This is a genomic window from Blastococcus sp. SYSU DS0539 (genome assembly GCF_054050855.1).
Map to the genome: position 1 here is coordinate 1 of NZ_JBJHAF010000013.1, position 14,674 is coordinate 14,674.

Consider the following 14,674-nt stretch of genomic DNA (forward strand, 5'->3'; position numbering starts at 1 on the left):
CGTACCCGGCCACCCGGCCGTCGCTGTCGGCCGACCCCGAGGCGTCGACGGCGACGGTCAGGTCGGCCGGCGCCGCGGTGAACGCCGCCGTCGGAGCCGCGTTCGGCACCGGCTCCGGCTCCTCGGCGACGGTTCCGGCCGGCTCGGCGCGGAGGTTGTCGATCCGCACCGCCGTGGCGGCTGCCGCCGACCGGGCGGTGTAGACGTCCACCGCGACGGTGCCGGGGCGCTGCAGCGCCGCCGTCGCGTCGGTGGCCTGGACCTGCCAGTCCGCCGGTGCCGCCGTCCCGGCGGTCCACGCCTTGGCCTTGATCGTCGCCGGCGCCGTGCCGTCGACCTCGAAGCGGACGGTCAGCGCGGTGCCCGGCGTGTACGAGCCCGGCAGGGTGGTGCCGGCCAGCCAGGTCTCGCTCCAGCTCACGGTGCGGACCAGGTTGAGCCGGACGCTGCCGTCCGCCGCGAAGAACAGCTGCGCGGTGTAGCGGGTGCCACCGACCATGCGGCTGCCCAGCGTCACCCAGCTGCCGCCGCCGGTCGCCGCGTGGTCGAGGACGACGTCGGCCTGCACGGCCACGTCCTCCGCGGAGACGTCGAGCAGCGCCCCGCCGGTCGTGCCCGGGGCCGCGGTCAGCCGACCCGTCCCCCCGGTGACCGCCAGACCGGACGAGGGGCCGATCGCCGTCCACGCACCGCCGGTCTCCGCCTCGCCCCATCCGGATGCCAGCTCGCGCCCGAAGGTGTCCGCGGCGATGGAGCCCGGCCCGACCGGGGCCACGCGCACGGTGACCTCCCGGGTGGTCGTGGCCCTCCCGTCCCGGTCGTCGGTGACGGTGAGGCGGACGGGGTAGCTGCCCGGGGCGGCGTAGACGTGGGTCGCCGTGGCGCCGTCGCCGGTGGCGCCGTCACCGAAGTCCCACGCGTAGCCGGTGACCGCGCCGTCGGGGTCGGCCGACGCGGAGGCGTCGAAGGCGACCTCCAGGTCGGTCGCGGCCGCGGTGAAGGACGCGGTGGGCAGGATGTTCGGTGCCTGCCCGGTGCGCCCGGCCGTGGTGTGGGTGGCCACCTGCCGCGCCGTGATCGCCTGCGGGTAGACGGCGACCTCGTCGACCCGGCCGTCGAACCACGCCCTCCCCGACCACGGGGAGTCCCCGCCGACCCGCCAGTAGCCGGTGTAGGCGTCGGCGACGGTCACCGCGGGACGGGTTCCGACCAGCTCGCCGTCGACGTAGAAGGCCATGCCGGCGGAACTCAACGTGCCCACCACGTGGTGCCACCGGCCGTCGTTGAGGGCACCCGTCGTGCTGAGGACCCGCTGGCCCGAGTTCCAGACCCCGAAGTGCAGCCGCCCCGCGGTGTCCATGTACAGGTGCCGGTCGTACCGGGTGCTCAGGCCGATCCGGCTGTTGCCGAAGCCGACGATCTTCCCGCCGGCCGTCGTGGTCGTGTTGAACCAGGCCTCCACGGAGAACTCCTTCGGCGACGGTGCCGCGGTGTTCGTGGCCGTGAAGCCGGTCCAGGTCCCGTTGAACGCGAAGGCCCCGTCGGTGTCCTCCGCGATGGCGCCGGCCCGGCCCTTCGTGACGCCCCAGTTGATCCCCATGCCCTGCGATCCGGCCCGGTCGTAGGCCGTCGATCCGGCGGTCTCCCCGAGCGGCCAGTGGCCGTCGGCGCCGTCGTTGGCCACGAGCTGCGAGTACACGCGGGCAGGGCCGCTGTTGGCCGCCCCGACGTTCGCCGTGACCCACGACGAGGACAGCCGGTTGCCGGCGGGATCGCTCGCGACCACGACCCAGCCGTGGGTGCCCACCGGGGCCGTGGTGTCCACGCAGCCGTAGCTCGGCAGGTTCCACCACTGCGACGGGCGGGTGAACTCGCAGACCGGTGCGGTCCTCTCGCTCCCCCGGTGCACGCGGTAGGTCAGGTTCTCGTTGTCCCGGTCGTGCACGGCGCGCCAGCTGATGCGGACGGCGCCGGGAACGAGGGTCGCGGTGGGCGCGAAGTCGCCGGTGGCGCGCGGGCCGACCGCGTCGGGCGCGACGGCGGAGACGGCGAAACGGACCAGGCCCTGCTGCTCGGTGCCGTTGACGCCCGGGAACTCCCCGCCGTAGACGACGTAGTCCTCGTTCCCCGTCACGCTCCAGCCCGCCTGGTACTGGCCGGTGTAGCCCCCGGCGTAGAAGGTCGGGAACCAGGGCAGCACGGACGGCGCCGGCTGACCGCGGAAGTTGGCGATGTTCTGCAGCGTCGCCGGCCCGACCGAACCGGTCGGGACCTGCGAGACCGCCGTGGCGAAGAGGTTGAGCTGCGGGTTCTGCTCCGGGAAGCTCCCGATGTTGCTGCACACGTGGGCGTGGGTGGCCTGGTACACGACGCCTGCGACCGCGTAGGTGCTGTAGGTGTCGCCGTGGCAGTCGTTGATCCAGCGGACCGCCCCGCCGTTCGCCGCGGCGGCGAAGGAGCCCTCCAGGTTGCCGGGGCCGAAGTAGTTGTAGCCGGTGCCGTACACGGTCGTGCCGTCGGTGCTCAGGCTCCAGACCGCGGAGTTGATGCCGTGGTTGGTGATCAGCCGGTTCGCCGCGAAGGGCCGGGTGGCGCCGCTGGAGGCGTCGAGCGCACCGACACCGGTGGCCCTGACCCCGTTCAGGTAGTAGAACCGGCCGGCCACGACGACCTGGTTGTCGCCGGCGAGCACCATCGCGAGCACGGAGTTGCTGGGCGTGGCGTTGTGCTGCGGGCTGTCGGCCAGGAAGTTGCCGTCCGTCGGCCCCGCGCCGGGCGTCGGAGCCCACGGCAGCAGGGCGCCGCTGGTCGCCGAGACGGCGGCCAAGCGGTTCCGGGCGCTCGACCCGACGGCGCTGAACTCGCCCCCCAGGTAGACGGTGCTGTCGGTCGCGGCGATGGTCCGGACGGTGGCGTTGACCGAGGGGCGGAACGTGCTGACCAGCTGGCCGGTCGCGGTGTCGTAGGCGGCGATGCGGTTGCGCGGCTGCCCGTCGGCGAAGGTGAAGTCACCACCGACGTAGATCCGCGAGCCGTCCGGCGACGCCTCGATCGTCAGCGCCTGGGCGTTCAGGCTCGGGGCGAAGGAGGTGATCAGCTCGCCGGTGCGGATGTCGTAGGCCAGCAGGTTGTTGCGCACCGTCTCCTGCGTGCCCGGGGCGGCGCCGGCCGGCCGGACGCGGGTGAACTTGCCCGCGACGTACACGGTGTTCCCCACGACCTCCTGTGCCCAGGCCACCCCGTTGATCTGCGCCGTGGGCAGGGGGTCGGCGGTGACCGTGGGCGGCGTGGCCGGATCGGCCGGGTCCGTGGGCGCCGAGTCGGCGAACGCGGTGGCGGGCAGCGCGACGGAGCCGACCCCCAGGAGCAGGCTCACCAGCCCGGCCAGGAGCGACTTCCTCCAGGCGCTGTAGACAGCAGACATCCGTTGCTTCCCCCCGCTTGCCGAACACGACGACGTGGTCCACGAGATGGACCAGCCGTCGAACACTAAGCGTGACGATGGGACGCCCCATATCCCCCGATCGGTGACACTTCGTGGTCGGCGGGGCGCCGGGCACCGTCGTCCGACCACTGCGGGTGAGTGCCCGCACACGACTGCAGGGCCCCGGCTCAGCCGGGGCCCTGCAGTCGTGTGCGTGGCGCGAGGTCAGCGCGCGGAGCCGGTGAACACCATGTACGGCTCGCCGGCGTCGTACCCCACCGAGACGGTCACCAGGTCGCGGGCGTCCTCGGGAAGGGTGAAGACGTAGACCCCTTCCGCGCTGTCCCCGGGCCCGACCATGCCACTGAAGGGCGCGGCCGAGGGGTCGGCGAGAGGTGGGGCCGGCGTCTGCTGCTCCCCGGAGGTCAGGCTCACCGCGACGCCGTCCAGGAGGACCGGGTCGGCGGACCGGTTCAGCAGGCGGACCGTGACCCGCAGCGCCGGACCGGCCACGTTGCCCGGCCCGACCGCGGTGCCCCGGATGGCCTCGAGCGACTCCACCGTGGCCGCGATCCGGCCGTCCACCTCGGCCGTCGCGTCCAGCGGCACCGGCGGATGGCTGGCCGGCAGTTCGTCGGCGACCAGTCCGGTCGGCTCGGAAGCCGGCCCGGTCGGCGGATCGGACACCCGCGCCGTCGGCTCCGGCGCGGCAGACGGCGCCGGCTCCGCACCGGTCGGGACGGCCGGAGCAGATGCCGCCGCGCCGGCTGATCCGGGACGCGCGCCGTTCCCCCCGCCGAGGAGGAGGACGGCGATCCCGAGGAGGACGGCCGCCAGGCCGAGTCCGACCGGCAGCAGCCACCGGCGGGGTCGGGTGTCGGTGGGGACGTCGGTGCTCATCGCGGCAACCTGCCCATCTCGCGGAACCACTTGACGGAGGCCAGCGCGAGGAAGCCCGCCGCGGCCAGGAACAGGACGGTGTACACGGGCACGAACAGCGAGGGCACGCCGTAGAGGACGAAGGCCAAGGCCAGCAGCCCGTAGTCGGTGGGGAGCGTCAGCAGTGAGCGGGCCACGCCCGCTGGTCGCGCGGTCGGATGCGCGCGGGTGGGCGCCCCGTGCTGGGCGCGCAACGCCTCGTTGAGCATGGTGCCGAAGTAGGTGACCGCATCGACCAGGCAGTAGCCCAGCGGCACCAGCAGCAGCGCCGGATCGACGACCTCGAACCGGTAGAGGCCGACGATCAGCCCCAGGTGCAGGCCGGACGCCTTCACGGCGTCGACCATGTGGTCGAGCCACTCCCCCGCCGGTGATCCGCCCCCGCGCAACCGGGCCACCTGGCCGTCGGCGGAGTCGAGCGCGTAGCCGAGCACCAGGCAGGCGGCCACCGCCGCGCCCAGCGGGACCGACGGCGGGAGCAGCGCCAGCAGCGCGATCCCCGTGAAGGTGAAGACGGCGCTGATCCCGGTCACCGCGTTCGGGCCGAGGCCGATCCGGTAGGCGAGCGCAGCGAGCACCCGGCCGAGCCGCCGGTTGACGAACCGGGAGTACGCCGGTGCCCCGACGGCGCCCTTCTGCGCGGCACCCAGCCGCCGCAGGACCGTGCGGAAAGAGTCGGCCGCGGCAGGCCGCGCCGGCACGTCGTCCAGGAGGGTCACTGCTGGGCTCCCGGGAAGGCGACGGCGTCGGGTCCGGTGCCCCGGGCGTTGCCCAGCACCGCGCTGCGCGGCAGCGGCACGGGCATCCGCACCGTGCGCGGAGGCGCGATCCGCCCGCCCGACGGGCGCCGGCTCGGCACCTGCCGGCCGGCCAGCCGGTGGGCGAGCTGCTCGTAACCGGCGGCGACGACGTCCCAGTCGTAGCCCTTCGCCAGCTCGCGCGCCCGGGCGCCGTCCCGCCGCACCTGCTCGGGATCGGCCTCGGCCGCACCGACCAGCGCGGCGACGTCGTCCGGTCCGACGAAGAACCGTCCGGAGTCCTCGACCACCTCGCGGTTGAAGTCGACGTCGTAGGCCAGGACGGCGGCGCCGGCCCCGATCGCCCGGAGCAGGGAGGGGTTGGTCCCGCCCACCGAGTGGCCGTGCAGGTAGGTGAAGGCGTGGGCGTAGAGCTGGTCGAGCTGCTCCTGGTCCCAGACCCCGCCGAGGAAGCGCACCCGGTCGTCGGCGAGCTCCCGCACGCGGCTGGTGTAGGCGTCCGAGTACGGCGCCGAGCCCACGACGACCAGCGGCTTGCGCGCCGCGCTGCGCCGGTAGCCGTCGACGATCACGTCCACGTGGTTCTCCGGCTCGAAGCGGGCGACCACGAGGTGGAAACCCCCCGGCTCGAGGCCCAGTTCGGCCAGCCGGTCCGTCCCGGGCGCGATGAGCGGCGCCCCGTAGGTGAGCAGCGTCGTCGGTGCGTCGAACTGCGACCGGTAGTAGTCGGCGATGCCCTGCGCGTCGGCGATCAGGGCGTCCGACCAGCGCACCGCCAGCGCCTCGGCGAACCGGTAGTAGCGCTGCCCGACGGCGCCCCACTTGGCCCGCTTCCACTCCAGCCCGTCGACGTGCGTGGCGACCGGGATGCCGAACGTGCGCAGCGCCGGGAGCAGCGGGGAGTTCGCCGCGTTGAACACGAACGCCGCGTCGGTGCGGTGGGCCACCAGGTGGGCCACCGACAGCGCCGAGTGGCTCAGCGTCTCCAGGGCCCGCTTGCGCGCCGCGGGGAGGTGCACCAGTTCCATGCCGAGATGCCGCGCCGGGCGCTCGTGCCGGCCGGGGGTGGTCCGGCAGTAGACCACCACCTCGTGCCCGCGGTCGACCAGCCGGCGGCCGACCTCCTCGACGGCGGTCTCGAAACCGCCGTACCGAGCGGGCACGCCGCGCGTGCCGACCATGGCGATCCGCATGATCACTCCCCCGTCCGTGTCCCGGCGCGCCCCCGGCTCCACGTGGTGGGTGCCGTCTCGACGCCTGCGTCACCAGCAGCCTTACCGAGCACGCGGCCGGCGGGACCGTTCCGCGGGAGCCCCTGACCCCTGCGGGTGACACCCGGAGGAGGGGGGTCAGTAGGCCCCGGAGCTAGAGAGCACGGCGCGTCCGGTCTTCCAGAGGATGAGCAGGTCGAGCGCGAGCGACCAGTTCTCCACGTAGCGCAGGTCGAGGCGGACGGACTCCTCCCACGACAGGTCGCTGCGGCCGGAGATCTGCCACAACCCGGTGAGGCCGGGCTTGACGAGCAGCCGGCGGCTGACCGACGTGTCGTACCGCGCCACCTCGCCGGGCAGCGGCGGCCGCGGCCCGACCAGCGACATCGAGCCACCGAGCACGTTGAGCAGCTGGGGCAGCTCGTCCAGCGACAGGCGGCGCAGCAGCCGGCCGACCGGGGTCACCCGGGGATCGGTCCGCATCTTGAACAGCAGACCGTCGGAGATGTTCTCCTCGCGCAGCCTCTCCAGCTGGCGGTCGGCGTCGACCACCATGCTGCGGAACTTCAGCATCGTGAACGACCTTCCCCCGAGGCCGACGCGCTCCTGCCGGTACAGCACGGGCCCCGGGCTGGTGAGAGCGACGGCGGCGGCGACGATCGCGAGCACCGGCGCCAGCAGCAGCAGCGCGACCCCGGCGACGACCCGGTCCACCCCGCCCTTGACCATCCGGCGCCAGCCCTCGAAGCAGGGCTGCTCGACCGAGAGCAGGGGCAGCCCTTCGAAGGGGCGGATGTGCAGCCGGGGGCCGGCCACCTCGATCAGACCGGGGGCCACCAGGAGTTCGATCCCGGTGCCCTCGAGCTGCCAGGACAGCTGCCGCAGGTACTGCGCAGCGGTCTCGCTGGCCGAGGTGACCGCGATGGTGTCCGCGTCATGCTCCACCGCGAGGGCGAGCACGTCGTCGAGGCCACCGACCGGCACGCCGGCCTGGCCGGCCACGCGGCCGCGGTCGCCCGGGGTCACGGCGACCGCCACGACCTCCAGACCGGCGTACCGCTCGCGCTCCAGGCGGGTCGCCAGCTCGAGGACGGCTCCGCCGCGACCCACCACCACGACCCTCTTGGTGCAGCGCCCGGCCGCCCGCAGCCGGCACAGGCGGGTACGCGCCAGGTACCGGACGAGCAGGGTGACGCCGGTCAGCGCCGGGATCGCGACCAGGACCAGTGCCCGGCTGAGCTCCAGCGCGGTGACGTAGGAGATGAAGCTGGCGGTGGCGAGGAGCACGAAACCGGCCCGGCCCACGCGCCGGTACTCGTCGCTGCCGGTCCCGTACACGCGCTCGGAGTAGGCGCCGGTGGCGGCGAGCAGGGCCGGCCAGGCGACCAGGAGGATCAGCGCGGCCCACGGCAGCGGGGCCGCTGGGACGATCTGGTCCGCCCGGGGCAGGAGGACGGCGGCTCCGGCGACCCCGGCGAGCACGGTCTCGGTCACGATCAGGGCGATGCTGTAGGACCGCACCCAGGCCGGCGCCGGACGGCGGGCGAGCGGTCGGGCCGCGGTGGTCGACCCTCCGGAGGGACCCGACAGGATGTCGGCCCCGGTGCTCACCTGGCGGCGTTCCAGCAGCATTGCGTCCCCCCGGACGATCTCACGCAACGTAGTCACACCCGTACTCGACGGCGAACTACACGCGGCTGAACAGCCACTTTCCGTCCGTGCGGATGTCGATTGCGCTCAACACTCACCGAGAGTCATGGGACGGTCAACGGGGAGCGCGGCGCTTCACCCGATCGGGCCGGGCGGCGCGCACCTGCCGCGACCGGCGGCGGGCCGTGGTCAGCCGCGGGGGTGGAACTGGTTCTGCGCGGCCTCGAGACCCGCGGCGACGAGCGCCTCCGCGGCGTCGGCGGCCTCGACGAGCAGCAGGTCCAGCTCCTTGCGCTCGGTGCCCGAGAAGTCCTTCAGGACGAAGTCCGCGGGGTCCTGCCGGCCGGGCGGACGGCCGATGCCGACCCGGACGCGGAGGTAGTCCCTGGTGCCGGCCGAGCGGGTGATCGACCGCAGGCCGTTGTGGCCGCCCTCCCCGCCACCGCGCTTGAGCCGGACCGCGGCGAAGGGGATGTCCAGCTCGTCGTGGACGACGACGAGCTGTTCCGGCGGCAGCTTGTGGTAGTCGAGCAGGCCGCGGACCGGGCTGCCGGACTCGTTCATGTAGGTCGACGGCACGGCCAGCACCACCCGGCGTCCGGCCAGCCGCCCCTCACCGGAGGCCGCCCGGGCACGGGCGCCCTTGCCCGGGGCGAGCCGGATCCCGGCGCGCCGGGCCAGCTCCTCGACGACCATGGCGCCGACGTTGTGCCGGTTCCCGGCATAGGCCGGACCGGGGTTGCCCAGCCCGACCACCAGGAACGGCCCCTCCGGGACCGGGGAGGACGCCGCAGGGGCGCCGGCGGTGCCGGCGCCCCTGCGATCCACGCTCTCGGTCAGCGGATGCCTCAGTCGTTCTTGCTGTTCTCGGCGGCGTCCATCGACTCGCCGCTGCCCTGGTCGAGCGGCTCGGGCACGACGTCGCCCTCGCCGACGCCCTCGGCGGCCTCGTCGGACTCCTCGCGCTCGATGCCGGCCTCGGCCTCGGCCTCGGCGAGCTCGGCCTCGAGGGCCTCGGCCGTGGGCGCACCCAGGAAGCCGACGACCAGGGCCTCGGGGTCGGTGATCAGCGTCGAGCCGGCCGGCAGGACCAGGTCGCCGGCGGCGATGTTCTGACCGGCGGCGCGGCCGGTGACGTCGACCTCGATGCTCTCCGGGAGGCGGGTCGCGTCGGCCTCGATCGAGACGGTGTTCAGCTGGTGGTTCGGGATGGAGTCCGGGGCCGGCTCGCCCACGATGATGATCGGCACGTCGACGGTGGTCTTCTCGCCGCGGCGGACGAGCAGCAGGTCGACGTGCTCGTGGACGCGGGTCAGCGGGTCGCGCTGCACGGCCTTGGTCAGCGCCAGCTGCTCCTGGCCGTCCAGGACGACGGTCAGCAGGACGTTGGTGCCGCCGTTGCGCAGGGCCGCGGCGAACTCGCGGGCCGGCAGGGACAGGTGGACGACGTCCTGGCCGTGCCCGTAGAGAACGGCCGGGACGCGGCCGGCACGGCGGGTGCGACGGGCGCTGCCCTTGCCGAACTCGGTGCGGGACTCGGCGACGAGGCGGAAGTCAGCCACGGTGGTGTGCTCCTCAGAAGGGTGGATCGGTCTGCGGTCCGGCGACCGGACGCAGCACACCCCACGGGGCACACGCACGTCGATCACGGAGTACGGACGGACCGTCTCCCTCGCCGGGCAACGGGAGCCAGGCTACCCCAGCCGCCGGGGCGCCTGTGCCGGGGACCGTCAGCGGCCGCCGAGGACCGCGTCCAGGACCAGGCGCGCGCACGCCTCGACGTCCTTGCCGGTGGTGTCGACGGTGACCTCCGCGTCGGTGGGCGCCTCGTAGGGGTCGCTGATCCCGGTGAACTGCGGGATCTCCCCCCGGCGCGCCTTCGCGTAGAGCCCCTTGCGGTCCCGGGCCTCGCACTCGGCCAGCGGGGTGGCGACGTGCACGAGCACGAAGCTGCCCCGCCCGGCCTGGGACTCGACCTCGCGCCGGACGTCGGCCCGCACGGCCGCGTAGGGGGCGATGGGGGCGCAGACGGCGATCCCGCCGTGCTTGGCGACCTGCGCGGCGACCCAGCCGATCCGCCGCACGTTGGTGTCGCGGTCCTGCGGGGAGAAGCCGAGCCCCGCCGACAGGTGGTGGCGCACCTCGTCGCCGTCCAGCAGCGTGACGGCGGAGCCGGCCTCGAGCAGCAGCTCGACCACCCGTCCGGCGATGGTCGACTTGCCCGCGCCGGACAGGCCGGTGAAGAACAGCACCCTGCCGCCCGTCCGGGCCGGCTTTGGCTCGGCCCGCTCGCCGAGCAGCGTCGCGCCGTACCGCGCGGCCAGCTCCGCCCAGGACACCTCCGGAGAGGCGGCGGTGACCGGCACGAGCACCAGCTCGACGTCGCGCCCGGTCGCGCGGACGTCCGCCCAGGCGGCGGCGGTGGTCGAGACCGAGGCGGAATCCGCCGGCGTCCCGGCCACGGGCAGCAGCGCGAGGACGCGGGCCGGCAGATCCGCCGCATCGGCGGGAGGCCGGCCGACCCAGGCGGCCGGCGCCGTCCACCCGCGCTCGGCCAGCCGCTGCGCGACGGCCTCGGGCGAGCGCCAGCGCGGGATGCCGGCCACCGCCAGCCCGTCTCCCTCGCGAACGGCCACCGGCACGCCCTGGGCGTCCTCGAAGGCGTCGCCCGGCGGGAGGTCGGGCACCGCAGCGGTCAGGCCGAAGGAGTAGCGGGCGAGCGCGGCGACGTGGGCGTCACTGAGTCGGGTGCGAGCGGGCACGCGGCCATCCTCCCAGGGCGCCGGTCCCGCCCCGTGCCCGGCGGCGGGTCGACGGCTCAGCTGGCCCCGTCGAACAGGCTGGTGACCGACCCGTCCTCGAAGACCTCCTTGATCGCGCGCGCCAGCAGCGGGGCGATCGAGAGGACGGTGAGCTTGTCGAACTGGCGCTCCGGCTCGATCGGCAGCGTGTTGGTCACGATGACCTCGCTGATCTTGCTGTTGGACAGCCGCTCGACGGCGGCGCCCGACAGCACCCCGTGCGTCGCGGTGACGATGACGTCCGCCGCACCGGCGTCGAAGAGCGTCTCGGCGGCCTTCACGATCGTGCCGCCGGTGTCGATCATGTCGTCGACCAGGATGCAGACCCGGCCTTCGACCTCGCCGACGACGCGGTTGGCGACGACCTCGTTGGCGACCATCGGGTCGCGGGTCTTGTGGATGAAGGCCAGCGGGGTGCCGCCGAGCTTGTCGCTCCACCGCTCGGAGACCCGGACCCGGCCCGAGTCGGGCGAGACGACGGTGATGTCGCGGTCGCCCCAGCGCTCGCAGACGTGGTTGACCAGCAGGTCGAGGGCGAAGAGGTGGTCGACCGGGCCGTCGAAGAAGCCCTGGATCTGAGCGGTGTGCAGGTCCACGGTCATCAGCCGGTCGGCGCCCGCGGTCTTGAACATGTCGGCGACCAGGCGGGCGGAGATGGGCTCGCGGCCGCGGTGCTTCTTGTCCTGCCGGGCGTAGGGGAAGAACGGCGCCACGACGGTGATCCGCTTGGCCGACGCGCGCTTGAGCGCGTCGACCATGATCAGCTGCTCCATGAGCCAGGTGTTGATCGGGGCGGTGTGGCTCTGCACCACGAAGGCGTCGCAGCCCCGCACCGACTCCTCGAACCGCACGAAGAGCTCGCCGTTGGCGAACTCGTAGGAGGCCGTGGGGGTGGGCGTCACGCCCAGGTGACCGGCGATCTCGTCGGTCAGCGCCGGGTAGGCCCGACCGGAGAAGAGCATCATGCTCTTGCTGTTCGCCTGCCGGATGGCACTCATCGGCTCGCTGTCCCTAGCTGTCGGAGTCCGCACGGGAGGTCTCGGACCGGTCCTCCCGGGGTGCCTCGGTCCGGTTCTCGGCCGCTGCCGCGGCGTCCGCAGCGGGCGTTCCGGACCGTCGGCGACGCACCCAGCCTGCCACATTCCGCTGGGGGGCCCGAGCGACGGCCATCGCCCCGGGGGGGACGTCGGAGATGATCACCGAACCGGCGGCGGTGTAGGCGCCGTCGCCCACCGTGACCGGCGCCACGAACATGTTGTCGGCCCCGGTGCGGGCGTGGTCGCCGATCGTCGTGTGGTGCTTGGCGACGCCGTCGTAGTTGACGAACACCGTGGCGGCCCCGATGTTCGTGCCGCGGCCGATGGTGGCGTCACCGACGTAGGACAGGTGCGGGATCTTGGAGCCCTCCCCGACCTGCGCGTTCTTCGTCTCGACGAAGGTGCCCACCTTCGCCCGCGCGCCGAGCACCGTGCCCGGCCGGAGGTAGGCGAACGGGCCGACCGACACCTCCGGGCCGATCCGCGCCCCGACGGCGTGGGTGCGGACGACGGTCGCCGACTCCCCCACCTCGGTGTCCACCAGCGTCGTGTCCGGCCCCACCTCCGCGCCTGCCCCGATCGAGGTGGCCCCCTCGAGCTGGGTGCCCGGCTTGAGGACGGCGTCGGGGCCGACCGAGACGGTGACGTCGACCCACGTGGTCGCCGGGTCCACGACGGTGACCCCGCTGCGCATCAGCCCGTCGAGCACGCGGTCGTTGAGCGTCCGCCGGCGGGCGGCGAGCTCCCGGCGGTCGTTGCAGCCGAGGACGTCGTCGGGGTCCTCGGCGACGACGCCGCCGACCGGCGCGCCGTCGGCGACGAGCAGGCCCAGAACGTCGGTGAAGTACTGCTCGCCCTGGTCGTTGTCCTGCCCGATGCGGCCCAGCGCGGCGCGCACCGCGGCGGCCTCACCGATGTAGACGCCGGCGTTGATCTCGCGGACGGCCCGCTGCTCCGGGGTCGCGTCCCGCTCCTCGACGATCGCGCGCACCCGCCCGTCGGCGTCCCGCACGATGCGCCCGAGCCCGGTGGGCTCGGCCACCTCCGCGGTCAGCACGGTGAGCGCGTTGCCCGCCCGCTGGTGCTCGTCGACCAGCCGGCGCACCGTCCCGGCGCGCAGCAGCGGCGCGTCGCCGTTGACCAGCAGCACCGGCCCCTCGAGGTCCGGGACCGCCGCCAGGGCGACCGCGGCGGCGTGGCCTGAGCCGCGCTGCTCCTCCTGCACGACCGCCAGGGCCGCGGGGGCGACCTGCGCGAGGTGCTCGCGCACCGCCTCCCGCCCGGCGCCGACGACCACGACGGTGGCCCCGGCCGACAGCGGCTCGGTGGCGGCGAGGACGTGGCCGAGCATGCTGCGGCCGCCGAGGGCGTGCAGCACCTTGGGGCGGGACGATCGCATGCGCGTCCCCTGCCCGGCGGCCAGGACCACGACGGCGGCCACGGGTGGGGTGGGTGCGGAGGCGGCGGGCGGCACGTGGGTCACGGATCTCCTAGGTCGGCGACGACGGACGGCTGGCTGGGGGACTCGGACTCGAACCGAGACTTCCCGGCTCCAAAGGCCGGCGGGCTGCCGATTACCCCATCCCCCATCCCCGCGCCGGTGCCGGCCCAGGGAGCGCCGGTGCCCGGCGCCCGGAGCGAGCCTAGGGCCCCGCGGGGGTGGCGGGCACCTGCCCCGGGAGGGCGCCGTCCCGCGCTCGGGTCGCCGGCTTCCCTACGGTGGCGTAGGTTACGGCCACGGAGCCGGGCCAGAGCCGCGCCGGCCGTTTCCCACCTCGGTCGCCCCGGAGGCCCCTTGTCCGCTCCTGCCCGTACCCGGCCCATGGCGCCGCCGCGCCCCGCAGAACCGCACGCCGGGTTGCCGGCCAACGCGATCGGCCGGCGCAAGAGCGTCCTCGAGATCGTGACGCTCTACGTCTTCGTGATCGTGCCGTTCCTCGCCATCGCGGCGGTCGTCCCCGCCGTCTGGGGCTGGGGGCTCTCCTGGCTCGACGTCGGCCTCGCCGTCGGCTTCTACTTCTTCACGCTGCTCGGCGTGACCGTGGGCTACCACCGCTACTTCACGCACGGCTCCTTCAAGGCCAAGCGCCCCCTGCGGCTGCTGCTGGCCGTCGCCGGCTCCATGGCCGTGCAGGGCCCGGTCGTGCAGTGGGTGGCCGACCACCGGCGGCACCACGCGTTCTCCGACCGCGACGGTGACCCGCACTCGCCGTGGCGCTACGGCACCGACGCCCGCGCGCTGGCCAAGGGCATGTTCCACGCCCACCTGGGCTGGCTGTTCGAGCGGCGCAAGACCAGCCAGGAGCGCTACGCACCCGACCTGATGAAGGACTCCGCGCTGGTCACCACCGACCGGCTGTTCGTGGTGTGGGCGGCGATCAGCGTCTTCCTGCCGGCCGTCATCGGCGGCCTGGTGACGATGAGCTGGGCCGGCGCCTGGACGGCGTTCTTCTGGGCGGGGCTGGTGCGCATCGGCCTGCTGCACCACGTCACCTGGTCGATCAACTCGGTCTGCCACGTCGTCGGTGACCGGCCCTTCGTCTCCCCCGGCCGCGACCGGGCGACGAACTTCTGGCCGCTGGCGATCCTGAGCGCGGGCGAGTCGTGGCACAACCTCCACCACGCCGACCCCACCTGCGCCCGGCACGGTGTGCTGCGCGGTCAGATCGACATCAGCGCCCGCACCATCTGGATCTTCGAGAAGCTCGGCTGGGCCTGGAACGTGAAGTGGCCGGACCCGGTGCGGCTCGCCGCCAAGCGCCGCGTCCCCGCTGCGGCCGGCAGCTGACGGCCACCTCCCCGGCGCCTCCTCCGCCCGGGCCACCCGCAGTCCGCCGGGTGCCCGGGCGGAGCC

General features: G+C 74.2%; 11 protein-coding genes and 1 tRNA gene. 1 reads left to right on the top strand and 11 read right to left on the bottom strand.

What is annotated here, in order from left to right:
• The 11 genes from ACI790_RS15610 to ACI790_RS15660 all read right to left on the bottom strand — a co-directional run.
• The coding region (locus tag ACI790_RS15610; RefSeq protein ID WP_456570699.1) for a LamG-like jellyroll fold domain-containing protein at positions 1 to 3,424 on the bottom strand (3,424 nt) is incomplete at its 3' end.
• Positions 3,425 to 3,649: 225 nt separating this feature from the next.
• Entirely contained in the window at positions 3,650 to 4,324 is a 675-nt protein-coding gene (locus tag ACI790_RS15615) for a hypothetical protein (protein ID WP_456570700.1), read from the bottom strand.
• Positions 4,321 to 5,082: a CDP-alcohol phosphatidyltransferase family protein gene (locus ACI790_RS15620; protein ID WP_456570701.1), complete on the bottom strand. Its 762-nt coding sequence runs from the start codon at positions 5,080 to 5,082 to the stop codon at positions 4,321 to 4,323. The genes ACI790_RS15615 and ACI790_RS15620 overlap by 4 nt, the downstream gene beginning before the upstream one ends.
• Positions 5,079 to 6,314: a DUF1972 domain-containing protein gene (locus ACI790_RS15625; protein ID WP_456570702.1), complete on the bottom strand. Its 1,236-nt coding sequence runs from the start codon at positions 6,312 to 6,314 to the stop codon at positions 5,079 to 5,081. The genes ACI790_RS15620 and ACI790_RS15625 overlap by 4 nt, the downstream gene beginning before the upstream one ends.
• Before the next feature lie 156 nt (positions 6,315 to 6,470).
• A complete protein-coding gene (locus ACI790_RS15630; RefSeq protein WP_456570703.1) occupies positions 6,471 to 8,000 on the bottom strand; it encodes a sugar transferase in 1,530 nt (509 codons plus the stop codon).
• Between the two features lie 171 nt (positions 8,001 to 8,171).
• Positions 8,172 to 8,810 (bottom strand): aminoacyl-tRNA hydrolase, encoded by a 639-nt coding sequence (gene pth / locus ACI790_RS15635; protein ID WP_456570704.1) that lies wholly within the window; start codon positions 8,808 to 8,810, stop codon positions 8,172 to 8,174.
• A 20-nt stretch (positions 8,811 to 8,830) separates the two neighbouring features.
• Positions 8,831 to 9,544 carry a 50S ribosomal protein L25/general stress protein Ctc gene (locus ACI790_RS15640; protein ID WP_456570705.1) on the bottom strand — a complete coding sequence of 238 codons (714 nt, stop codon included), beginning with the start codon at positions 9,542 to 9,544 and terminating at the stop codon, positions 8,831 to 8,833.
• A 168-nt stretch (positions 9,545 to 9,712) separates the two neighbouring features.
• Complete coding sequence (cysC, locus tag ACI790_RS15645; protein ID WP_456570706.1) at positions 9,713 to 10,744, bottom strand: adenylyl-sulfate kinase; 1,032 nt, start codon at positions 10,742 to 10,744, stop codon at positions 9,713 to 9,715.
• A 56-nt stretch (positions 10,745 to 10,800) separates the two neighbouring features.
• On the bottom strand, positions 10,801 to 11,781 hold the full coding sequence (locus tag ACI790_RS15650; protein WP_456570707.1) for a ribose-phosphate diphosphokinase: 981 nt from the start codon (positions 11,779 to 11,781) through the stop codon (positions 10,801 to 10,803).
• Positions 11,782 to 11,794: 13 nt separating this feature from the next.
• Positions 11,795 to 13,303: a bifunctional UDP-N-acetylglucosamine diphosphorylase/glucosamine-1-phosphate N-acetyltransferase GlmU gene (glmU, locus tag ACI790_RS15655; RefSeq protein WP_456570708.1), complete on the bottom strand. Its 1,509-nt coding sequence runs from the start codon at positions 13,301 to 13,303 to the stop codon at positions 11,795 to 11,797.
• Positions 13,304 to 13,333: 30 nt separating this feature from the next.
• Positions 13,334 to 13,409 (bottom strand) — tRNA-Gln (locus ACI790_RS15660).
• A gap of 206 nt (positions 13,410 to 13,615) precedes the next feature.
• Here ACI790_RS15660 and ACI790_RS15665 point away from each other — a divergent pair.
• Positions 13,616 to 14,608 (top strand): acyl-CoA desaturase, encoded by a 993-nt coding sequence (locus tag ACI790_RS15665; protein ID WP_456570709.1) that lies wholly within the window; start codon positions 13,616 to 13,618, stop codon positions 14,606 to 14,608.
• Positions 14,609 to 14,674 lie beyond the last annotated feature (66 nt).